This window comes from Actinomadura macra NBRC 14102, assembly GCF_001552215.1.
GTDB classification, from domain to species: Bacteria; Actinomycetota; Actinomycetes; order Streptosporangiales; family Streptosporangiaceae; genus Spirillospora; species Spirillospora macra.
In genome coordinates this window covers 33,363-54,676 of the sequence record NZ_BCQT01000033.1, presented here as the reverse complement: position 1 = coordinate 54,676, position 21,314 = coordinate 33,363, and the positions used below count along the sequence as shown (strand labels likewise).

Below are 21,314 nucleotides of genomic sequence, written 5' to 3'. Positions count from 1 at the left end.
GCGGGATCTCCTGTGGGGTCGGGGATGGCCTGCGGACGGGGAAGGGGGCTGCGGGCGCGGCAGGGGTGGGTCACGCCGCCTCGTACTCGGGTTCGGGCCGCCCGCCGGAGGCGGCATCGTCCGGCAGGAACCGTCCGATCAGCGCCTTGTACAGCCCGGCGCCGAGCACACCGCCGATCAGCGGGCCGATGATCGGCACCCAGAAGTAGAGGTCACCGTGCTGGTCCCGCCATGCGGAGCCGTAACCGGTGAGGAACGAGGCGAGGCGCGGCCCGAAGTCGCGCGCCGGGTTGATCGCGTAACCGGCGTCCGTTCCCCAGGCCATGCCGATCGCCACCACCAGCAGGCCGATGATGAACGGCGCCAGGTTGGCGAGCGGCGGCGCGTTGCGCGCGTCCGTGACAGCCTTGATCACGAACAGCAGGATGGCGGTGCCGATCACCTGGTCGCGGAACGCGCCCCACGTCCCGATCGGGAGTTCCCCGTTGCCCGGCAGGGTCGAGAAGACGCCCTGCGTCTTGATGGTGTGGCCGGGGTCGGCCTTGGCCAGGACCTCGCCGTAATTCCACCGAACGATCAGCGCGGCGACGAACGCCCCCACGGTCTGGGCGGCGATGTAGGGCGCCGCCTTGCGCCACGGGAACTCCCTGAAGACGGCGAGGGCGACGGTCACGGCCGGGTTCAGGTGCGCGCCGCTGATCCGCGCGGCGACGTAGACACCGAGCGTCACACCGATGCCCCAGGCCCAGGCGATGCTGTCGTGGTCGCCGATCCCGGCGGCCGCGACCTGCGCGACGACGCCGACACCGAACAGGATGAGGATCAGGGTGCCGGCGAACTCCGCGGCGAGCTCGCCGGCAAGCGTCGGAATCCTCGGTCGTTCCGCCATGTCTGCTCTCCTCGGCACACGGGGGTGGGGCGTGGTGGCCTGGACGGTAGGTCGCGACGGAGCGCCTGACAACAGAGGTCTGCCGACAATGTCGAACACTTTCGCCGCCGTTCGGCGGCGGTTACCCTCCACCTGTGCACAAGATCACCGAATTCGGGCAGCTCACGGGCACGCGACGGTGATGACGACGGCTGCCGACATTGTCGGCGTCCTGCCCGCGGGACCTAGCATCGGATCCATGCCCGGGCCAGTGCAGTCGATCGAACGGGCCGCCGCGATCTTGCGACTGCTGGCCGCGAGCTCGGGGCGGCTCGGGGTGGGGGAGATCGCCGGTTCCCTCGGCCTCGCCCGCGGCACCGCGCACGGCATCCTGCGCACGCTGGAGCGCGTCGGATTCGTCGAGCAGGACGGCGGCACAGGCAAGTACCGGCTCGGCGCCGCGCTGCTGCATCTCGGCACCAGCTATCTGGACGTCAACGAGCTGCGTTCGCGCGCGATCAACTGGGCCGACGCGCTCGCCTCGCGCAGCGGCGAGGCCGTCCGGATCGGGACGCTGCTGGAGGGGCGGGTCCTGGCCGTCCACCATGTGTTCCGGCCGGACGACACGCCCCAGGCGATGGACGTCGGGTCGCTGCTGCCGCTGCACGCGACGGCGCTCGGCAAGGCGCTGCCCGCGCACGACGCCAACGCGGCGGCCTCGGTTCGCGACACCATCCTGGAGTCGTACTGCCGCCGGACGATCACCGAGCCGCGCGACCTGGCCCGCGCCGCGACCCGCGTCCGCGAGAACGGATGGGCCGCCGAGGCGGAGGAGTCGTCCGCTGGCGACCTACTTCTCGGCGCCGCGCATCCGCTGGCTGCTCGACCACACGGCGGGCCTGCGCGGGCGCGCCGAGCGCGGCGAGGTGCTGTTCGGCACGATGGAAAGCTGGCTGATCTGGAACCTCAGCGGCGGTGTGGACGGCGGTGTCCACGTCACCGATGTGACGAACGCCAGCCGCACTCTGCTGATGGACCTGCACACCCTGTCCTGGGACGACGATCTGCTCGCGTTCTTCGGCGTCCCGGAGGTGATGCTGCCGCAGATCAAGTCGTCCACCGAGACGTACGGGACGGCGCGCAAGGTCTTCCCCGGCGTGCTCATCGGCGCGGCCCTCGGCGACCAGCAGGCCGCGCTGTGCGGGCCGACCTGCTTCGCGCCGGGTGAGACCAAGCGCACCTACGGGACCGGCGCGTTCCTGCTGATGAACACCGGGACGACGCCGGTGCGGGCGGGCAACGGGCTGCTCACCACCGTCGGCTACAAGATCGGCGACGAGCCCGCCGTGTACGCGCTGGAGGGCTCGATCGCCATCGGTCGGGCGACGGGGACCCGGCGGATCGGTAGCGCGCGCGGGGCACGCGGGGACGGCGAAACCGGGGCGGTGGCCATCTCCTCGCCTGGCGACCTCGGACGTGCGCGCGCGCACATCCGGCGCGCCGGCACGTGCTGGTCGCGCACCTGGACGCCCAGCGCTTCTGGGACGATCTGCCGGGTTGATGGGCGCCCTCCAGGCCTGCGAGCAGGCCCCTATATCGTACAAAAAATGTCCGGGAGGGCTCGCTTGATCACGGTGACCGGCCACGACGCCACCCGCGTGCTCACACTCGACCGCCCCGAGGTCCGCAACGCGATCGACGTCCCGACGCGCGAGCTCCTCCGGGACGAGCTCCGGCGCGCCGTGGACGACCCTGCCGTGCGCGCCGTCGTACTGACCGGCGCCGGTGGCACCTTCTCCGCGGGTGGGGACGTCCGCTCCATGGAGGGCGCGGGACCGGATGCGGTGCGGGCGCGGCTCGCGCCGCTGCACGAGACCGTCCGTCTGATCGCCACAGGCGGTACCCCCGTGATCGCCGCAATCGAGGGCGTCGCCGCCGGCCTCGGCGTCTCCCTCGCCGCGGTCTGCGACCACGTGGTCGCCGCCGAGGACGCGCGCTTCGTCGCGGCGTTCGGCAAGGTCGGCCTCGTCCCGGACGGCGGACTTCTCTGGACCCTCCCGCGGCGGGTCGGAATGGGCCGCGCCAGGGACATGCTCCTGTTCGGCACACCCGTGCCCGCGTCCCGCGCCTACGAGATCGGGCTCGCCGACTCACTGGCCCCGCCCGGCGCGGCGTTGGCCGCCGCGCTGGAACGCGCCGCCGGTGCCGCAGCGCTCGCCCCGCTCTCCGTCGCCGCCGCCAAGCGCCTGCTCGTAGGTGACGGCCTGGAGCGGCTCATGGAGGCCGAATGCCTGGAGCAGGCCGCCCTGTTCGGCACCGTCGACTTCGCCGAGGGACGCGCCGCGTTCGCCGAGCGCAGACCGCCCCGCTTCGAGGGGCGCTGACAGCACGCCGACCTGGGAGGCGACCGATGGTGAGCAGGCTCCAGCAGACGCACGGCCTGTCGGACGAGCAGAAGGAGATCATCGCGACCGTGCGCACGTTCGTCGACAGGGAGATCATCCCGGTCGCCACGGATCTGGAGCACGCCGACGAGTACCCGCGGACGATCGTGGAGGGCATGCGGGAGATGGGCCTGTTCGGCCTCACGATCGACGAGGAGTACGGCGGCCTCGGCGAGTCGCTGCTGACCTACGCCCTGGTCGTGGAGGAGCTGGCGCGCGGCTGGATGAGCGTCTCGGGCATCGTCAACACCCACTTCATCGTCGCCTGGATGATCGCGCACCACGGCACGGACGAGCAGCGGGCCCACTACCTGCCGGAGATGGCCACCGGCGAGGTCCGCGGCGCGTTCTCGATGACCGAGCCCGACTGTGGCTCGGACGTCTCGGCGATCAGGACCCGAGCCGTCCCCGACGGCGACCACCACGTCATCGACGGCCGGAAGATGTGGGTGACCAACGGCGCCTCCGCCCACCTCGTCGCCGTCCTGACCAAGACCGATCCCCAGGCCGGCCACCGGGGCATGACCGCCTTCCTGGTCGACAAGGCCCCCGGCTTCGGCGAGGTCGCGCCCGGTCTGACCGTTCCGGGCAAGATCGAGAAGATGGGCTACAAGGGCGTCGACACCACCGAGCTGCTCTTCGACGCGTTCCGCGTCCCCTCCGGCCAGATCCTCGGCGGCACGCCCGGCAAGGGCTTCTACCAGATGATGGACGGCGTGGAGGTCGGCCGCGTCAACGTCGCCGCCCGCGGCTGCGGCGTCGCCCGGCGCGCCTACGAGCTGGCACTCGACTACGCGCGGCGGCGTGAGACGTTCGGCCGGCCGATCGCCGAGCACCAGGCCGTCCTGTTCCGTCTCGCCGAGATGGCCACCAAGGTCGAGGCCGCCCACCAGATGACGGTGATGGCGGCGCGGCGTAAGGATTCCGGTGAGCGCAACGACCTGGAGGCCGGCATGGCCAAGTACCTCGCGAGCGAGTACTGCAAGGAGGTCGTGGAGGACGCGTTCCGCATCCACGGCGGCTACGCCTACTCCACCGAGTACGAGATCGAACGTCTTTACCGGGAGGCGCCGATGCTGCTGATCGGGGAGGGCACCGCCGACATCCAGAAAATGATCATCGGCCGCCGCCTGCTGGAGGACTGAACGGGTCCGCCTCCAGCAGGCCGGACGGTCTACGCGCCGTCCAAGCCGGGGGCCAGGCTCGCGACCGTGATGCCCCGCACGCCTCGCTGCGCAGCCGAGCCGGTCACCCTAGGACCCGTGTTCGCGACCCTGGCTCCGACCCACGATCAATGCCGGAGGCGGTGGATATCGTCGTCCGCGATGCCGAACAAAGGGGTTCGATGATGAGGAATCGGGATTTCGCGGGCACGCCGGTGGGTGCGGTAGGGCTGGGTTGCATGGGGATGAGCTGGGCCTATGCCGAGTCCGAACGTGACGATGAGGCGTCGGTCGCGCTGATCCGGGAGGCGCTCGACCTCGGAGTCACGTTCTTGGACACCGCCCAGCCCTACGGGAACGGCCACAACGAGAGTCTGGTCGGCCGCGCGCTCGCCGGGCGGCGGGACGAGGCGGTCCTGGCCACCAAGACCGGCTTAGTGGTGACGGACATGACGACCAGGAGCATCGCCCGGCGGGGCACTCCCGAGCACGTCGTCGCGTCCGCCGAGGACAGCCTGCGCCGCCTCGGCACCGACGTGATCGACCTGTACTACCTGCACCGGGTCGACCCGGATGTGCCGCTGGCCGACACCTGGGGCGCGATGGCGGAGTTGGTCGCCGCGGGCAAGGTCCGCCGCCTGGGGCTGTCGGAGGTAAGCGTCGCGCAGGCCGCCCAGGCGCACGCCGCCCATCCGGTCGCGGCCGTCCAGTCCGAGCTGTCGCTGTGGACGCGGGACGCGATGGGCGCGAGTAGCGCGAGCGCGGCCGGTGAGGGCGTCGGCTCCATCGCGGGCGAGGGGGAGGCGGGCGACGTCGTCGGCTGGTGTGCCGCCAACGGCGCGGCCTTCGTCCCGTTCTCACCGCTCGGCCGCGGCTTCCTCACCGGGACGGTCACCACCTCCGACTTCGAGGTCACCGACTTCCGGGGGTACAACCCGCGCTTCCAGGAGGAGGCGCTGAAGGCCAACCTGCGGATCGTGGACGTCGTCAGGGCGGTCGCGGACAGGCACGGCGCCACCCCGGCACAGGTCGCCATCGCCTGGACGCTCGCGCAGGGCGACCATGTCATCCCGATCCCCGGCACCAAGAAGCGGCGCTACCTGCGCGACAACGCCGGCGCCGCAGACCTGGAGCTGACCGGGACCGACCTCGCGGAGCTGGACGCCGTGCCCGCCGCGGTCGGTGGGCGCTACTGAGACCAGAACCAGACCAGAACCGGCCAGTAGCCCCTCCTAGCGGACCAGGAGGGACTGCTGGGCGGCGATGGCCTCGGCGGCTCCCGCCACGATCCCGCCGATCAGCTGGGCGCAGTCGGGCAGGTCGTCGATGACGCCGACGACCTGCCCGGAGGCCATCACGCCGAGATCGGGACGGCCGTCCACCATCGCCGCCTTCAGCAGCATCGGGGTGTTGGCGGCCATCAGCACCTGTGCCCAGGACAGATCCTTGCCGTGCTTCATCGCCCTCCCGTCGGCGATCATCTCGCGCCACGACATCCCGGACAGGTTCTTGAACCGGGCCCCGTTGCGCAGCGCCCGCATCAGTCCGCCGACCCGGCCCGAGCCCTCCAGGGCGTCGACCAGCCCACTGCGCAGGACCCGGTGCGGCATCCCGTCCACCCGGCGGGTCACGACGGTCTCGCCGGTCTCCAGGTAGACGCGCTTGACCGCGTCCGGCACCGAGCTGTCGGAGGTCAGCAGGAACCGGGTGCCCATCGCCACGCCCGCCGCGCCGTAGGCGAGGGCGGCGGCGAGACCGCGCCCGTCGAAGAAGCCGCCCGCGGCGATCACCGGAACGTCCACCGCGTCCACGACCTGCGGGAGCAGCAGCGTTGTGGCGACGGCACCAGTATGCCCGCCGCCCTCGCCGCCTTGCACGAGCACCGCGTCGGCGCCCCAGCCCACGACCTTCTCCGCGTGCCGCCGCGCGCCCACCGACGGGATCACCACGATCCCCGCGTCCTTCAGTCTGGAGATCAGCTCCCGCCTCGGCGCCAGCGCGAACGAGGCGACCCGGACGTCCTCCCTGATGAGCAGGTCGATGCGGTCGTCCGCGTCACCGGCGTCCGCCCGCAGGTTGACGCCGAACGGCGCGTCCGTGCGCTCCTTCACTGCGTGGACGGCCCGCCCGAGCTGGTCGAGCGTCATCGTCGCCGATGCCAGGAACCCGAGGCCGCCCGCGTTCGCGACGGCCGTGACGAGCCGCGGCCCGGCCACCCAGCCCATGCCCGTCTGGACGACGGGATGCCGGACGCCCGTGAGCCGAGTCAGCGGCGTGTCGAGTACCTGTCCGTCGGTGCTCGTGCCGGTCACGAGGGCACCTCGCGTTCCCGCAGGCCCTTCGGGTCGAGCTCCTCGCGCATGACGCGCAGCTCCACGGCGTCCGGCAGGCGCGTCTCCGGCAGCCGCTCGGGGATGGCGAGCTCGAGTCCGGTCGCCGCCACCACGTCCTCGACGGTCACACCCGGGTGCACCGAACGCAGCCGCATCCGCCGGTCGGGAGTGGCGAAATCGAGCACGGCCAGGTTGGTCACCACGGCGCGGATCTCGTGCGCGCCCCGGTCCCAGCCGACACCGCTGACGAAGTCCACCTTGTCGGTGAAGACCCGCGCCGAGTGCTTCGGTACCCAGTAGCTCGTCGGGTTGAGCAGCGTGTTGCCCGGCCCGCCGCGGGCGCCGAGGAGCTGCCGCTCGGGTCGCTCCCAGGCGCCGATGCAGGAGATGTTGCTGTTGCCGTACCGGTCGATTTGGGACGGGCCCATCACCACGTGCCGTCGTCCGTTCAGCACGAGCCACAGGTGGTCGCGGAACGGGAGCCATCCCTCGATCTCCTCCGCCTGCCGGCCGAGCGGAACCGGCTCGGCGCTCAGCGCCGGACCGCCGTCCGTGGTCAGCAGGCCGGGCTCGAAGGTCGCCCGCGCCAGCCGCGACCCCAGCATCGGCACGAAACCGGCGACCGCCGCCGCGACGATCTCCCCGTCCCCCCGGAACAGTTCCGCGCAGGCGACCGCGCAGATCTCGGCCCTCGTGACGTCGGCGCTCACTTCTCCTCCCGCCATCGTCGGACGGCGTCCTGGTAGGCGGACTCGTCGCCGGACAGGAACCGGTCGCGGAACTCCGCCCACTTCCGCGGGTCGGCGGCCTGGGCGTAGAGCCGCTGGAACGCCTCGTCCCGTCCGTGGTCGGGCGCGCAGTCGGTGAAGTGCGCCCCGTTGGGCGTCTCCACCACGCCCGCGACCTGCGAGCGGCTGATCAGCAGCGACTGCACGGGTCCCTCCTTGGCGAGGTCGGCGGTGGCGACCAGCCGCTCGCACGAGACGTAGGTCCGTCCGGCGGCCTTGGCGAACAGGTCGTCCATGTACGGGTCGGGTCCGAGGTACTGGGCGTTGCCCCTCGCGTCGGCACGGTTCATGTGCACCAGGGCCACGTCCATCGTCAACGCGGGGACGGCGACGAGTTCCCGCCCGTCCTCGTACGGCGATCGGACGGTCCGCAGATCCGGGTTGACCCTCATCACGTCCGAGCCGAGGCCCACGGGCGTGGGCAGGAAGGGGAGCCGGTGCGCCGCCGCGTACAGCCCGAACATGAACATGCCCTCGTCGTACTCGGTCAGCTCGATCGCGCCGGACTGGCGCGCCTGCCGGAAGTGGGGCTCCAGCGGGATCGAGTCCAGTGTCACGAACGCGGTGATGAGACGGCGGACCTTGCCCGCGGCGCACAGCAGCCCCACATCGGGCCCGCCGTAGGAGACCACGGTGAGGTCGGTGACGGCGGTTCGGCAGATCGCGCGGACGAGCGCCATCGGCTTGCGCCGGGACCCCCAGCCGCCGATCCCGACGGTCATGCCGCTCTCCAGCGAGTCCGCGACCTCCTCAGGTGACATGACCTTGCTCACTGCGCCACTCACTGAGCGCCCCCCGCCACGAAGGCGTCGCGGTGCTCGTCGCCCGCGCCGACGAGGTTCAGTTCGAAGGTGAAGCCCTGCTCGAAGCGGTAGCTGCGCTTGACGTCGACCGGGTCGATGCCGTTCAAGGATTCCTTGGCGCGGCGGATCACGTACCGGTCCTTCGCCGCGATTCCGGCGGCGACCTCCAGGGCCTTCGCGCGCAGCCCGTCCGCTGGAACGACCTCCAGCACCGAGCCGTGGTGGTGCAGTTCGGCGGCCGTGACGGTACGGCACGTGTAGACCATCGCCCGCATCAGGTGTTGCGGGACGAGTCTCGCCAGGTGGGTGGCGGCGCCGAGCGCGCCCCGGTCCACCTCGGGGAGGCCGAAGTAGGCGTCCTCGGACGCGACCACGATGTCGGCGTTGCCCGCCAGGCCAACCCCGCCGCCCAGGCAGAAGCCGTGGACGGCCGCGACGACCGGGACATCGCAGTCGTAGACGGCGGCGAAGGCCGCGGAGCAGCCCCGGTTGGCCCCCACCAGCGCGGTGTGGCCGTCCGTGCGTTGCATCTCCTTGAGGTCGACACCCGCGTTGAAGCCTCGACCCTCCGCCCGGAGCACGACCGCCCCGACCCGCGGGTCGCGACCCGCGGCGAAAACCGCGTCGGCCAGTTCGTACCAGCCCGTGACGGTCAGCGCGTTGACCGGCGGCGCGTCCACGACGATCTCGGCGACCCCGTCCAGGGTCGTGGTGGAGACTCCCATGCGCTACCTTTCCACCAAACATTTGTTAGAACAGACCGTAGCAGAGGGTCGCGGAGGAGAGGGGATGGCACCGAGATGGCTCTGACGCTCGACCTGGCGGGCAAGACCGCCGTGGTCACGGGGGGCGTGCGCGGTGTGGGCGGCGGGATCAGCCGAGCCCTTCTGGAAGCGGGGGCGGACGTCGTCGCGGTCGCGCGCCGTGCGCCGGACGCGCTCCCGCGGGCGGGCGGCCGGACGGCCCGGTTCGTCTCGCTGGACGTGCGCGATCCGGACGCCGCACAGGCGTTCGTCGACGGGCTCGACCGTGTCGACGTGCTGGTCAACAACGCGGGCGGTGCCCCGTTCCTGCCGGTCGCCGACGGCGGGCTGCGCACCCACATCAAGATCATCGAGTTGAACCTGACCTCGGCGCTGATCATGGCCCGGGCGGTGCACGCGAGGATGCGGGCGCTGGGGTCCGGTGGCTCGATCATCAACATCGGCAGCGTGAGCGGCGAGCGCCCCTCGCCGGGCACCGCCGCCTACGGTGCCGCCAAGGCGGGACTGCGCAACCTCACGCAGTCCCTGGCCGTCGAGTGGGCGCCGCACGTCCGGGTGAACTCGATCACGCTCGGCATGGTCCGCACCGAGTTGGCGCACCTGCACTACGGCGACGAGGACGGCGTCGCGGCGGTGGAGCGGACCGTCCCGCTGGGCCGTCTCGCCGACCCCTGCGACGTCGGCGGGGCCTGCGCGTTCCTGGCCTCCGACCTGGCGTCCTACGTCACCGGCTCGTCGATGCTGCTGCACGGCGGGGGAGAACGCCCCGCCTTCCTCGACGCCGCCACCGTGAACAAGCCGTGAGCGAAGAAGGAGTCGCGATGATCTGCAAGGACCGCGTGGTCGCCGTCACCGGCGCCGGACGTGGCCTCGGCCGCGCGCACGCGCTGGAGTTCGCCCGCCAGGGCGCCCACGTCGTGGTCAACGATCTCGGCGTGGCGCGCGATGGCAGGCAGGACGTGGCGGAGCCCGGCACGGCCAGGCCCGCGCACGACGTCGTCCGGGAGATCGAGTCGTTCGGCGGTCGGGCGGTGGCCAGCACCGACGACATCGCGACCGACGCCGGGGCCGCCGCGCTGATCGCGGCCGCCGTCGAGGCGTTCGGGCGGCTGGACGTGCTCGTCAACAATGCCGGATTCCTGCGCGACCGGATGCTCGTCAACCTCTCCGAGGACGAGTGGGACGCGGTCATGCGCGTCCATCTGAAGGGCCACTTCCTGCCCCTGAAGCACGCCGGCCTGTACTGGCGCGCCGAGAGCAAGACCGGCCGTCCCGTGGACGCGCGCGTGATCAACACCTCGTCCGGTGCCGGGCTGCTCGGCAGCGTCGGCCAGGGCAACTACTCCGCCGCGAAGGCGGGCATCGCCGGGCTGACGCTGGTCGCCGCCGCCGAACTCGGCCGGTACGGGGTGAACGTCAACGCCATCGCGCCCGCCGCCCGCACCCGGATGACCGAGGAGGTCTTCGCGCAGACGATGGCCGCACCGGCGGAGGGCGGGTTCGACGCCATGGCGCCGGAGAACGTCTCCCCGCTGGTCGCCTGGCTCGGGTCGGTGGCGTCCCGCGGGGTGACCGGCCGCTTCTTCGAGGCCGAGGGTGGCAGGATCTGCGTCATGGATCCCTTCAGGCATGGCCCGGCCGCAGACAAGGGCGCGAGATGGGATCCGTCAGAGGTGGGGGCGGTCGTCACCGACCTGCTGGCGAAGGCACCCGCGCCCGAGCCCGTCTACGGCGCAGGCTGAGGTTCCGTCGGCGGATCCGCGTCCTGCGAGCGCAGGACGGTGCTGGGCGCGACGCCGCGGACGCGCTTGAAGGCGTTGCTGAACGCGAACCCATCGGCGTAGCCGACCCGCCGCGCGACCGAGGCGACGCTCGCGTCCCGCTCGCGCAGCAAGTCGGCGGCCAGGGTCATCCGCCACTCGGTGAGGTAGGCGAGCGGCGGCCGGCCGACCAACTGGGTGAAGCGGCGCGCGAAGACCGCGCGGGACATGCCCGTCTCGGCGGCGAGGGAGGCGACAGTCCACGGCCGGGCGGGCCGCTCGTGCAGCAGCCGCAGCGCGGGCCCGATCCGCGGATCGCTGAGGGCCCGGTAGCCGGCGGGCGCCGTCGCCTCCGGACGCGCGAACCACGCGCGCAGCGCCCGCACCAGCAGCATGTCGAGGAGCCGATCGAGAATGATCTGCTGGCCCGGATTCTCGCGGGCGACCTCGGCCGCCAGCAGTTCCAGCAGTGGCGCGAACTCCTGCTGCCACGGGACGACGACCAGTTCCGGCAGCGCCGAGAGCAGCCGCTCGCTCACGTCGCCGCGCATCGGGTACTCGGCGGTGACGAACAGATCCGACCCGTCCGCGGTGAGGCCGTAGGTGCGCGGGCCGAGCCCGAAGTTGCGCCCGAGGGACGACGGGCCCTCGGTGGTCGCGTAGCAGCGCTCGGAGTCGACGACCACGACCTGCGGAGGGGTGTCCGGGTGATCCCCGGCAGTGAACGGATTCCCGCCCCTGGCCAGGACGATGTCACCCTCCTTGACCAGCACCGGCTCGCCGCCGTCGGGCACGAGCCACGCCGCGCCGCTGAGCATGGTGCCGAGCGCGAGCGGCGCGGGCGCGGTGAACCGCACCGCCCACGGCGGCTCGGCCACGGACCGGCAGAACACGGCGCCCTGGGCTCGCACGCCCGAGAGCAGGTCGTCGAGGAGGTCCATGGTGAGACGATCTCACATGTGTTCGAGACGTGCGCCCATGGATCGTCTCGATCCGGGCTGATGTGCTGACGACATGACCGAAGAAACGATTCTCGTCCTCGGCGCCCGTGGCAAGACCGGACGCAGGGTGGCCGCCCGTCTCAAGGACCGCGGCCTGTCCGTCCGCGCGGGCTCACGCACGACCGGGACCCGGTTCGAGTGGGCCGACCGCGACACCTGGGGCCCGGCCCTGCGGGGCGCGGGCGCCGTGTACATCGTCCCGATGAACGAGTCCGTCGACCAGGACGTCGTGACCGACTTCACCGGTGCTGCCGTGGCGGCGGGCGTGCGGCGGCTCGTCCTGTTGTCGGCGCGCGGAGTGGACGGGCAGCCCTTGCGCGAGCAGGAGTCCGCCGAGCGCGCAGTCCGGGAGGCCGGCGCGCAATGGACGATCCTGCGCCCGGCGTGGTTCAACCAGAATTTCAGCGAGGACTTCCTCCTTCCGCCGTTGATCGAAGGGGAACTGGCGCTGCCGGCGGGGGAGGGCCGGGAGGCGTTCGTGGACGTGGCGGACATCGCCGACGTCGCGGTCGCCGCCCTCACTGGGGACGGGCATGCCGGGCGCACCTACGAGCTGACCGGGCCGGAGCCGCTGTCGTTCCGGGAGGCCGTCCGCCTGATCGCGGCGGCGTCGGGGCGCGAGATCCGCTACACGCCGCTGGAGGCGCCCGAGTTCAAGGGGCTGCTGGAGGCCCAGGAGGTCCCCGATCCGCTGATCGATCTCCTCACCCGGCTTCTGGTGGGTCTGGCGAACGGCACGGGCGACCGCGTGACCGACGATGTGCGGCGCGCGCTCGGGCGGGAGGCGCGCCCGTTCGCCGAGTACGTCAAGGAGGCCGCCGCGGCGGGCGCCTGGACCTCACCTAGCTAGCCGCACGACGCCGGGTCAGGTCGGCGGCGGCCCGCTCGTCGAACGGCATGATCCGCCCGGCCTGCGCGTCCCGCCACATCCGCTCGAACGGGGCGGCGCGGGTGAAGCCCGCGCCGCGTCGAAGTGCGCCGCCCTCCGCGCGCTCGGCGCGGGTCCGGGCGTCGGTGAGCAGGTTCGGCGTCCCGATTTCGCTGGTGACCGACGCCCAGACCAGCCGCCCCTCGGCGGCCTCCCGCAGAAAACGCTCCAGCCGCGGGTCGCCCGTGCGCCGCCACACCGTGCCCCACTGGCCGAGCGGTGAGATGTGCATGGTGGCCGCGAGCGCGGTCGAGCCGTCCGCCGCCGTGAGCCGTTCGAGCACCGGCAGGATCTCCGGCAGTGTGGCGCCCATCCCGCCGAGCTCCGCCGGGACCGACAGCCTCAGCAGCCCCGCCTCGCGCAGGTCGTCGAAGTTCTCGCGGGGAAGGGTGTTGTCCTCATCGTGCCTCGCCGCCCTCTCGGAGAACGGCCTGGCCAGGCCCTCGGCGAGGGCCAGGAATCCGCGCTGGCGTTGGGCGAGCAGCTGTCGCATGTCCCCTCCCGGCTACCGTCCCGGTGATTTTCTCATCCACGAAAATGTCACCGAACCGAACCCAGGTGATCACGCATCGTACGAACAGAGGCGTCGCACCGGGAGACGGAGAGGCAGGTGGTGCAGCGATGGCCTTCGAACCTCCGGAGGAACGGAGGGCGCCCGCCCACGAGGGGACGGCCGCGTTCCTCGTGGCCACGGGCACCGGCGGCACGTCCCGGAGGCCCGGACGCAGGCGCATCGGAGGCCGCCGGAGCCTGATCGCCGCGGCGGCGGGGGCCGCGGGCGTCGGGCTTACGCTCGGGTTCCTGCTCTCACGGGGCCGGGTCCTGCCCGCGCTGCGCGCCGTCGGCTCGTTCCTCGACTTCTACTGTGGCGTGTTCGCGCTGGTGGCGCTGTCGTTGACGGTCATGATCGGGCTGCTGGCCACCGACCGCGCCATGCTGGCGCCCCGCCACCGTGTCCGCGCGCAGGCGGTCCACCGGGCCACCGCGTTCGCGGCCGTGACGATGCTGGCGCTGCATTTGGCCTCCCAGGTCGCCCGGCACCGGATCGGGGTAGCGCAGGCGTTCCTCCCGCATTCCGGGCATCACCTCACGGACTACGGGCTCGGCACCCTCGCGGCCTACCTGCTGATCATCGCCGTCGCCGGTGGGATCGCCCGGGGGCGCTTCGCCGGCGCGCGGCACCCCTGGGCCTGGCGAGCGACGCACCTCACCGCCTACGCGGCGTGGCCTCTGGGCGTCCTCCACGGGCTGACCTCCGGCCGCACCCCCGCGACGTGGGTGACCGTGGGCTACCTGCTCTGCCTGGCCGGAGTGGTCCTCGCCCTGGCCGCGCGGCCGGTGCTGCGACCACGGGAGAGGAGGGCGTCGTGACCACCCTCGCCGTCCGTCAGGTCGGCCCGCCCCGGCTCACCAAGGGCCTGGACGGTGCCGTCCGGCTCGACTGGGACGCTCACCGCGCCCTGCACCCGCACCCGAGCCCGCTCACCGCCGACCAGCTCGTCGCGCTGTGCGAGGAGGGGCGGCTGCACGGCCGGGGCGGCGCCGCCTTCCCCTTCGCCCGCAAGGTGAAGGCCACCGCCGACAGCGCCGTCCGGCGCCGCAAGCGGACCGTCGTGGTCGTCAACGGCACCGAGGGAGAGCCCGGCAGCGCCAAGGACAAGGTCCTGCTCCGCGGCGCCCCGCATCTCGTCCTGGACGGCGCCGCGCTCGCCGCGACCGCACTCGGCTCCCTGGAGATTGTCATCGCCGTCACCGACCCGGCCGCGGCCGTCTCGATGGAGCGCGCCGTGGCCGAGCGGGAGCTGGGGGCGCGCGCCCGCGTCGTGCTGTTGCCCGAGCGATTCGTCACGGGGGAGAGCGGCGCGCTCGTCCGCGGCATCAACGGCAAGCGGCCCGTCCCGCCCGGCCGCAAGGGGCGGGCGTCCACCAGCGGTGTGGACGGCCTGCCCACGCTGCTGTCCAACGCCGAGACGTTCGCGCAGCTCGCCGTGCTCGCCGGCCTCGGGCCGCAGCGCTACCGCGACGTAGGTCCACCGGACGAGCCCGGTACGGTGCTGCTGACCGTCACCGGCGCGGCCCGGTTCCCCGCCGTGGTGGAGACCGCCACCGGTGCGCCACTTGGTCACCTGCTGGACCTGTGCGGAGCGCGCGCGGGCGACGGGGTGTTGGTCGGCGGCTATCACGGCGCGTGGCTGTCGGCCGACGTCGCCACCCGCACGCGGGTGTCGCGTGCCGGTCTGAAGGCCGCGGGCGGCGCGCTCGGCGCCGGCATCGTCATGCCGCTCGGCCGCAGGACGTGCCCGCTCGGGGAGAGCGCGCGGGTCGCCCGGTACCTGGCCGCCGAGTCCGCCGGGCAATGCGGACCCTGCCGGCTGGGCCTGCCCGACATCGCCGGGGCGTTCGCCGCCCTGGTCGACGGGTACGACACCGCCGCCGCCCGCGACACCGTCCGCCGCGCCGCCAGAATGGCCAGCGGGCGTGGTGCCTGTGCGCATCCTGACGGTACGGCCCGGTTCGTCCTGTCCGCGCTGGAGGTCTTCGCGCCCGACATCGCGCGGCACGCGGCGGACGGCGGGTGCGGCCGGCCCGTCCTCGGTGTCCTGCCCGCCGAGACCGAGGCCCGGCTGCGCCTGGAGGTCGACTGGAGCCGCTGCGACGGGCATGGGCTGTGCGCCGACGTGCTGCGCGGAACGGTGCGTATGGACGAGCACAACTATCCGGTCATCCCGCCCGGCCCCGTTCCGGTGCGGCTGGAGGCGGACGCGCGGCGCGCCGTCGCCGTGTGTCCCGGGCTCGCGCTACGCCTCGTCCCGCGTGCGCCCCACGACACGCCCGCGAGCGACAGTTCCCGGCTCAGCGGGGCTGGTACTCCGTCACGTAGCGTCGAACCTTCTCGGCATACGGCAGGAACCGCTCAGGTACCCCACCCGCCTTGACCACGGTCTTGGATGAGCTGCGGTATGTAACGGCGAGGTTCAAGGACGGGTCGCCCGGCACGTCCTTGAGGTCCTTGCCCCAGTAGCACAGGTACCGGCCCATTGCCGGGATCGACAGCTCAGGGGTGATGTCGGCGGGCTTCGGCTCGGGGTTGTTCAAGCCGCCAGGCTGCCAGAAGACCAGCAGTTTCGGCGTCCACCGCGCGATGCCGTACTCATCCTTCACCGGATCCGCCAGGCGTGGGTCGAAGCCGCTCTCGGCCTTGAGCATCGCCGCGATCAACGCGGGGCTCAGTCCGCGCATGTCGCACCAGGTCCCCGCCCGGACGATCAGCTCCCGGTACTGGCGGGGGATGTCGGAGTCGGCTCGCAGCCAGCGCGCCTGCAGGTCGCCCTTGCCCGCGGCGGACCCGTCGTCGCCGAGGCCCGCGAAGGCCCAGAACGCGCCGCCCGCCAGGAGGGCCGCGGTCGCCGCTCCGACGCCGGCGAGGACGGTCCGCCGTCGGAGCCGTCCTGGCGGACGCCCGGCGGGCGCGGGCAGCGGATCGGTGTCGATCTTGCTGGTGGCGCGGGCCAGCGCGTGGCCGAACTCCTCCGCCGACGCCCACCGCCGCTCCCGGTCGGGTTCCAGCGCCCGCAGCACGGCGGCGTCCACGCTGGGCGGGACGGAGGGCCGCAACCGGCTGGGCGCCTCCGCCGGGCTGTGCGGCGGCTCCCCGGTGAGCAGGTGATAGGTGAGCGCGCCGAGCCCGTACACGTCGGCGCGGCGGTCGGGGGCGCCGTCGATCTGTGCCTGCTCCGGCGCCATGTACCCGGGCGACCCCGCGGGCAGCGTCAGGCTCGACAGCCGGTCGCCGGTGCGCGCGATGCCGAGATCGGCGATCATGATGCGCTCACCGTCGCCGCCGGGCGCCGCCCGGAGCAGCACGTTGGACGGTTTCAGATCGCGATGCACGACGTCGAGCCCGTGGAGTTCCCGGACACCGAGGATGATCTCCCGCGCGGTCCGCAACGCCTCGTTCAGCGGCAGCGGCCCCCCGGCGAGCCGGTCCTCCAGCGTGCCGCGGTCGGCGTAGGTCATCACGAAGTAGGGGCGCCCGTCCGGCAACTCGCCGATGTCGAAGACCTGCACGAGCCGGTGGGAGTCGGCGCGCCGCAGCAGCCGCGCCTCCTGGACGAACCGCTCCCGGACGTCGGCGCGGTGCGTCCAGGAGTCACCGAGGATCTTGACCGCGACGGGCGCGTCGAGTTCGGGATCATGCCCTAGCCAGACCGTCGCGAATCCGCCCGAACCGAGGAGTCGGTCGATCCGGTACCTGCCGGCGGCGCTCGGGTTCCCCATGTCACCCCATCATGAAGGATTCACGCCGTCGCAGGCGGTCTCTTGCCGTCACCGATCCGTGATCGCGCCGGCGCGCCGATGGAATGCCGTCCTGTCGCGCGGTGTTGAACCCCAGGCCACCGGAAAATGAATCGCCCCGCGTGAGGCGTTCCGGCTACGGTGCGAAGGTTTGAGGGTGAGCGGGGCCGAGGGGCCTGGAACCCTATCCTTGTCGAGGATTATGAGGACGCCTGTGAGATCGCCGCTCGCCGACCTGCGTGCGCGCCTGCCGCAGCTGATGCTGCGCGACCAACACCGGTTGCGGCGCCGGATCGACGGCACCCAGAAGATGCGCGACGCTGGGCGCCGCAGCAAGGTCACCGAGGAGATCGCCGCCGAGCTCGACGTCGCCGAGCGCCGTGTCGCGCGGCGGCGCGCGGCCGTGCCCGCGATCACCTATCCGGCCGAGCTTCCGGTCGCCCAGAAGAAGGACGACATCCTCGCCGCCGTCCGCGACCATCAGGTCGTGATCGTCGCGGGCGAGACCGGATCCGGCAAGACGACACAGATCCCCAAGATCTGCCTGGAGCTCGGTCGCGGCGTGCTCGGCTCGATCGGGCACACCCAGCCGCGCCGGTTGGCCGCCCGCACCGTCGCCGACCGGATCGCCGAGGAACTGCGCACCGACCTCGGCGACGCCGTCGGGTACAAGGTGCGTTTCACCGACCGCTCCAGCGACGACACGCTCGTCAAGCTGATGACCGACGGAATCCTGCTCGCCGAGATCCAGACCGACCGGCTGCTGCGCCAGTACGACACGCTGATCATCGACGAGGCGCACGAGCGCAGCCTCAACATCGACTTCCTGCTCGGGTACGTCAAGGAGATCCTGCCGCGGCGACCCGACCTCAAGGTGATCATCACCTCGGCGACGATCGATCCCGAGCGCTTCTCCGCGCACTTCGACGACGCGCCGATCGTGGAGGTGTCCGGCCGCACGTATCCGGTCGAGGTCCGCTATCGGCCCGTCCTGGATCCGGACGATCCGTCCGCCGACCCTGACCGCGACCCGATCCAGGCGATCCTGGACGCGGTGGACGAGCTGGGCCGCGAAGCGCCCGGCGACGTTCTGGTGTTCCTCAGCGGCGAGCGCGAGATCCGCGACACCGCCGACGCGCTGGCCAAGCATTTCCAGCGGCAGCGGAACACCACCGAGGTGCTCCCGCTGTACGCGCGGCTGTCGGCGGCCGAGCAGCACCGCGTCTTCCAGCAGCACCGCGGGCGGCGCGTCGTCCTCGCGACGAACGTCGCCGAGACCTCGCTGACCGTCCCCGGTATCAAGTACGTCGTCGACCCCGGCACCGCGCGCATCTCTCGCTACAGCCACCGTCTGAAGGTGCAGCGGCTCCCGATCGAGCCCGTCTCCCAGGCATCGGCGAACCAGCGCAAGGGACGCTGCGGGCGCGTGTCCGAGGGCGTGTGCATCCGGCTGTACTCCGAGGAGGACTTCGAATCCCGCCCGGAGTTCACCGACCCGGAGATCCTGCGCACCAATCTGGCGTCGGTCATCCTGCAGATGACCGCGCTCGGTCTCGGCGACATCGCCGCGTTCCCGTTCGTGGAGCCACCGGACCGCCGCAACGTCAAGGCCGGCGTCGACCTCCTGCACGAGCTCAGCGCGATCGACCCGTCCGAGAAGGACCCGCGCAAACGTCTCACGCCGCTCGGCCGCCGCCTCGCCCAACTCCCCGTCGACCCGCGGCTCGCCCGGATGGTGCTGGAGGCCGACAAGAACGGTTGCGTCCGCGAGGTGCTCGTCATCGCCGCCGCGTTGTCCATCCAGGACCCCCGCGAGCGGCCCGCCGAGCACCAGCAGGCCGCCGACGAGAGGCACCGCCGTTTCGCCGATCCCACCTCCGACTTCCTGGCATACCTGAACCTGTGGAACTACCTGCGCGAGCAGCAGCGGGAGCTGACGGGCAGCGCGTTCCGCCGTATGTGCAAGAACGAGTTCCTGCACTTCCTGCGCGTCCGCGAATGGCAGGACCTGCACGGCCAGCTCAAGCAGGTCGCCAAGTCCCTCGGCGTCACGCTGAACACCGCCGACGCCGCACCCGACCGGGTCCACGTCTCGCTGCTCGCCGGTCTGCTCTCCCATATCGGTCTCGCGGACGCCGAGAAGAAGGACAAGCAGCGACGCGGCCAGGAGTACCTCGGCGCGCGCGGCGCGAAGTTCGCGGTCTTCCCCGGCTCGTCGCTGTTCAAGAAGCCGCCACGCTGGGTGATGTCGGGGGAGTTGGTCGAGACGTCCCGGCTGTGGGGACGCGTCAACGCCAGGATCGAGCCGGAGTGGATCGAGCCGCTCGCCGAGCACCTGGTCAAGCGCAACTACAGCGAGCCGCACTGGTCGAAGAAGCAGGCCGCCGTCATGGCGCACGAGAAGGTCACCCTCTACGGCGTCCCGATCGTCGCCGACCGTCGCGTGAACTACGGTCGCATCGACCCCGCACTGTCCCGCGAGTTGTTCATCCGGCATGCGCTCGTCGAGGGCGACTGGGAGACCCACCACCGGTTCTTCCACGAGAACCGCGCCCTCCTGGACGAGGTGGAGGAACTGGAACACCGTGCCCGGCGCCGCGACATCCTCGTGGACGACGAGACGCTGTTCGACTTCTATGACGAGCGGATCCCCGAGGACATCGTCTCCGGACGGCACTTCGACGCCTGGTGGAAGAAGGCCCGGCAGTCCGAGCCCGATCTGCTCGGGTTCGAGAAGTCGATGCTCATCAACGAGACCGCCGGGGGTGTCAGCGAGGCCGACTATCCGGACGGGTGGCAGCAGGGACCGCTGCGGCTGCGGCTGACCTACCAGTTCGAGCCCGGCACCGACGCCGACGGCGTCACCGTCCACATACCGGTGCAGATCCTCAACCAGGTGCGACCGGACGGGTTCGAATGGCAGGTACCCGGCCTGCGCACCGAGCTGGTCACCGAGCTGATCCGCTCGCTGCCCAAGCAACTGCGCGTCAACTTCGTCCCGGCCCCCGACTACGCGCGCAAGATCCTGGACCGTGTCGCTCCGCGCACCGAGCCCTTGCTGGACGCCCTGGAGCGTGAGCTGACCGCGATGACGAGCGTGCAGATCGCGCGGGAGGCATGGGACCCGTCCCGGCTGCCCGCGCACCTGCGCATCACGTTCCGTGTCGTCGACGACGGTGGCCGCACCCTCGGCGAGGGCACCGGTCTCGACGAACTGAAACGTCGGCTCGCGGGCAAGGTGCGCGGGACGCTGTCCAAGGCGGCGTCCACCATCGAATGCTCCGGGCTCCGCGAATGGACGATCGGAGAGCTCCCCCGTACCTACGAGCGCAACCAGGCGGGCTACGACGTCAAGGCGTTCCCGGCGCTCACCGACGAGGGCGACAGCGTCGCCGTCCGGATGTACGAGACGGAGGCCGAGCAGCGCCGTGCCATGTGGCTCGGGACACGCAGGCTCATCCTCCTGAACGCCCCGTCCCCGGTGAAACTCATTCAGGGCCGGCTCACCAACCAGGGCAAGCTGGCGCTCAGCCACAACCCGCACGGCTCGGTCCCCGCCCTGTTCGACGACTGCCTCACCGCCGCGGCCGACCGGCTCATCGCCGAGGCCGGTGGGCCCGCCTGGGACGAGAGCGGATTCCATGCCCTGTACGATCGCGTCCGCGCCGACCTGCACGACGCCACCGCCGCGATCGTCGCGCAGGTGGAGCGGATCCTCGCCGAGGCCCACGAGATCGATCGGCGGCTGCGCGGGACCACGAGCCTGACTCTCGTCCCGGCGCTGACCGGCATCCGTGGCCACCTCGCGACGCTGGTCAAACCCGGGTTCGTCACCACCACCGGCTGGCAGCGCCTGCCGGACCTGCCCCGCTACCTGCGCGCCCTCCAGGTGAGGCTGGACAAGCTGCCCGAGAACCCGGGCCGTGACCGGATGCTCGCCCACCAGGTCGAGGAGCTGACCGCCGAGTACGAGCGGGCGTTGCAGCGCATCCACCCGTCCCGCCGCGACGACGAGCCCGCGCGGCAGGTCCGCTGGATGCTGGAGGAACTACGGGTCAGCCTGTTCGCCCAGCAGCTCGGGACACGCTACCCCGTGTCGGACAAGCGAATTCGCAAGGCCCTGGCGCAGCTCTGACCGCACCGACCATGATCGTTCGTCGGGTATG

17 protein-coding genes and 1 pseudogene are annotated in these 21,314 nt (G+C 72.0%); 10 read left to right on the top strand and 8 right to left on the bottom strand.

The features are described from left to right. Positions 1-70: 70 nt before the first annotated feature. Positions 71-889, bottom strand: coding sequence for an MIP/aquaporin family protein (locus tag AMA02S_RS38595; protein ID WP_067469689.1), 819 nt, complete (start codon positions 887-889; stop codon positions 71-73). Between AMA02S_RS38595 and AMA02S_RS45225 the strand changes: the two are divergent. The 4 genes and pseudogenes from AMA02S_RS45225 to AMA02S_RS38580 all read left to right on the top strand — a co-directional run. Next, a pseudogene (locus AMA02S_RS45225) lies at positions 816-1,655 on the top strand (IclR family transcriptional regulator); the annotation flags it as partial. The gene AMA02S_RS38595 and the pseudogene AMA02S_RS45225 sit on opposite strands and share 74 nt — an antisense overlap. Before the next feature lie 55 nt (positions 1,656-1,710). Next, complete coding sequence (locus AMA02S_RS45325; protein ID WP_439951626.1) at positions 1,711-3,252, top strand: enoyl-CoA hydratase-related protein; 1,542 nt, start codon at positions 1,711-1,713, stop codon at positions 3,250-3,252. 26 nt (positions 3,253-3,278) lie between these two features. Next, complete coding sequence (locus tag AMA02S_RS38585; protein ID WP_218005271.1) at positions 3,279-4,457, top strand: acyl-CoA dehydrogenase family protein; 1,179 nt, start codon at positions 3,279-3,281, stop codon at positions 4,455-4,457. A 203-nt stretch (positions 4,458-4,660) separates the two neighbouring features. Then, positions 4,661-5,671, top strand: a complete 1,011-nt coding sequence (locus AMA02S_RS38580; protein ID WP_067469716.1) for an aldo/keto reductase — start codon at positions 4,661-4,663, stop codon at positions 5,669-5,671. A 36-nt stretch (positions 5,672-5,707) separates the two neighbouring features. On the opposite strand, the gene AMA02S_RS38575 is transcribed toward AMA02S_RS38580, so the two are convergent. Genes AMA02S_RS38575 through AMA02S_RS38560 form a run of 4 tightly spaced genes read right to left on the bottom strand, consistent with a single transcriptional unit; the run spans position 5,708 to position 9,124 of the window. After that, complete coding sequence (locus AMA02S_RS38575) at positions 5,708-6,787, bottom strand: NAD(P)H-dependent flavin oxidoreductase (protein ID WP_067469686.1); 1,080 nt, start codon at positions 6,785-6,787, stop codon at positions 5,708-5,710. Next, positions 6,784-7,533: a CoA-transferase subunit beta gene (locus tag AMA02S_RS38570; protein WP_067469683.1), complete on the bottom strand. Its 750-nt coding sequence runs from the start codon at positions 7,531-7,533 to the stop codon at positions 6,784-6,786. Before AMA02S_RS38570 ends, AMA02S_RS38575 begins: the two co-directional genes overlap by 4 nt. Then, a complete protein-coding gene (locus AMA02S_RS38565; protein ID WP_084266043.1) occupies positions 7,515-8,357 on the bottom strand; it encodes a CoA transferase subunit A in 843 nt (280 codons plus the stop codon). Before AMA02S_RS38565 ends, AMA02S_RS38570 begins: the two co-directional genes overlap by 19 nt. 20 nt (positions 8,358-8,377) lie before the next feature. Next, positions 8,378-9,124, bottom strand: coding sequence for an enoyl-CoA hydratase family protein (locus AMA02S_RS38560; RefSeq protein ID WP_067469674.1), 747 nt, complete (start codon positions 9,122-9,124; stop codon positions 8,378-8,380). Between the two features lie 75 nt (positions 9,125-9,199). On the opposite strand from AMA02S_RS38560, the gene AMA02S_RS38555 reads away from it, so the two are divergent. Next, positions 9,200-9,967 (top strand): SDR family oxidoreductase, encoded by a 768-nt coding sequence (locus tag AMA02S_RS38555; RefSeq protein WP_067469672.1) that lies wholly within the window; start codon positions 9,200-9,202, stop codon positions 9,965-9,967. Between the two features lie 17 nt (positions 9,968-9,984). Further along, positions 9,985-10,905 carry an SDR family oxidoreductase gene (locus tag AMA02S_RS38550; RefSeq protein WP_067469669.1) on the top strand — a complete coding sequence of 307 codons (921 nt, stop codon included), beginning with the start codon at positions 9,985-9,987 and terminating at the stop codon, positions 10,903-10,905. On the opposite strand, the gene AMA02S_RS38545 is transcribed toward AMA02S_RS38550, so the two are convergent. Beyond that, a complete protein-coding gene (locus AMA02S_RS38545; RefSeq protein WP_067469666.1) occupies positions 10,890-11,864 on the bottom strand; it encodes an AraC family transcriptional regulator in 975 nt (324 codons plus the stop codon). The genes AMA02S_RS38550 and AMA02S_RS38545 overlap by 16 nt on opposite strands. Positions 11,865-11,937: 73 nt before the next feature. On the opposite strand from AMA02S_RS38545, the gene AMA02S_RS38540 reads away from it, so the two are divergent. After that, a complete protein-coding gene (locus tag AMA02S_RS38540; RefSeq protein ID WP_067469663.1) occupies positions 11,938-12,774 on the top strand; it encodes an NAD(P)H-binding protein in 837 nt (278 codons plus the stop codon). Here the strand turns inward: AMA02S_RS38540 and AMA02S_RS38535 are convergent. Further along, positions 12,767-13,345, bottom strand: a complete 579-nt coding sequence (locus AMA02S_RS38535; RefSeq protein WP_067469660.1) for an acyl-CoA dehydrogenase family protein — start codon at positions 13,343-13,345, stop codon at positions 12,767-12,769. The genes AMA02S_RS38540 and AMA02S_RS38535 overlap by 8 nt on opposite strands. 128 nt (positions 13,346-13,473) lie before the next feature. Here AMA02S_RS38535 and AMA02S_RS44530 point away from each other — a divergent pair, with 128 nt between their 5' ends. Both AMA02S_RS44530 and AMA02S_RS44525 read left to right on the top strand, forming a co-directional pair. After that, a complete protein-coding gene (locus AMA02S_RS44530; protein ID WP_067469657.1) occupies positions 13,474-14,223 on the top strand; it encodes a ferric reductase-like transmembrane domain-containing protein in 750 nt (249 codons plus the stop codon). Next, entirely contained in the window at positions 14,220-15,788 is a 1,569-nt protein-coding gene (locus AMA02S_RS44525) for an NADH-quinone oxidoreductase subunit NuoF family protein (protein ID WP_067469654.1), read from the top strand. Before AMA02S_RS44530 ends, AMA02S_RS44525 begins: the two co-directional genes overlap by 4 nt. Here AMA02S_RS44525 and AMA02S_RS43355 read toward each other — a convergent pair. Then, the gene (locus tag AMA02S_RS43355; RefSeq protein WP_067469651.1) at positions 15,706-17,130 is read right to left on the bottom strand and encodes a serine/threonine-protein kinase; all 1,425 of its coding nucleotides are present in this window, start codon (positions 17,128-17,130) and stop codon (positions 15,706-15,708) included. The genes AMA02S_RS44525 and AMA02S_RS43355 overlap by 83 nt on opposite strands. 232 nt (positions 17,131-17,362) lie before the next feature. Between AMA02S_RS43355 and hrpA the strand changes: the two genes are divergently transcribed. Next, positions 17,363-21,283 (top strand): ATP-dependent RNA helicase HrpA, encoded by a 3,921-nt coding sequence (hrpA, locus tag AMA02S_RS38515; protein WP_218005270.1) that lies wholly within the window; start codon positions 17,363-17,365, stop codon positions 21,281-21,283. Positions 21,284-21,314: the final 31 nt, after the last annotated feature.

Bases quoted from the DNA above. Each gene is read 5' to 3' on its own strand.
- AMA02S_RS38545 (WP_067469666.1), bottom strand. From the start codon at position 11,864: ATGGACCTCCTCGACGACCTGCTCTCGGGCGTGCGAGCCCAGGGCGCC.
- AMA02S_RS38565 (WP_084266043.1), bottom strand. From the start codon at position 8,357: ATGTCACCTGAGGAGGTCGCGGACTCGCTGGAGAGCGGCATGACCGTC.
- AMA02S_RS38550 (WP_067469669.1), top strand. From the start codon at position 9,985: ATGATCTGCAAGGACCGCGTGGTCGCCGTCACCGGCGCCGGACGTGGC.
- AMA02S_RS44530 (WP_067469657.1), top strand. From the start codon at position 13,474: ATGGCCTTCGAACCTCCGGAGGAACGGAGGGCGCCCGCCCACGAGGGG.
- AMA02S_RS38535 (WP_067469660.1), bottom strand. From the start codon at position 13,345: ATGCGACAGCTGCTCGCCCAACGCCAGCGCGGATTCCTGGCCCTCGCC.
- AMA02S_RS38570 (WP_067469683.1), bottom strand. From the start codon at position 7,533: ATGGCGGGAGGAGAAGTGAGCGCCGACGTCACGAGGGCCGAGATCTGC.
- AMA02S_RS38580 (WP_067469716.1), top strand. From the start codon at position 4,661: ATGAGGAATCGGGATTTCGCGGGCACGCCGGTGGGTGCGGTAGGGCTG.
- AMA02S_RS38560 (WP_067469674.1), bottom strand. From the start codon at position 9,124: ATGGGAGTCTCCACCACGACCCTGGACGGGGTCGCCGAGATCGTCGTG.
- AMA02S_RS38540 (WP_067469663.1), top strand. From the start codon at position 11,938: ATGACCGAAGAAACGATTCTCGTCCTCGGCGCCCGTGGCAAGACCGGA.
- AMA02S_RS38595 (WP_067469689.1), bottom strand. From the start codon at position 889: ATGGCGGAACGACCGAGGATTCCGACGCTTGCCGGCGAGCTCGCCGCG.
- AMA02S_RS38585 (WP_218005271.1), top strand. From the start codon at position 3,279: ATGGTGAGCAGGCTCCAGCAGACGCACGGCCTGTCGGACGAGCAGAAG.
- AMA02S_RS38555 (WP_067469672.1), top strand. From the start codon at position 9,200: ATGGCTCTGACGCTCGACCTGGCGGGCAAGACCGCCGTGGTCACGGGG.
- AMA02S_RS43355 (WP_067469651.1), bottom strand. From the start codon at position 17,130: ATGGGGAACCCGAGCGCCGCCGGCAGGTACCGGATCGACCGACTCCTC.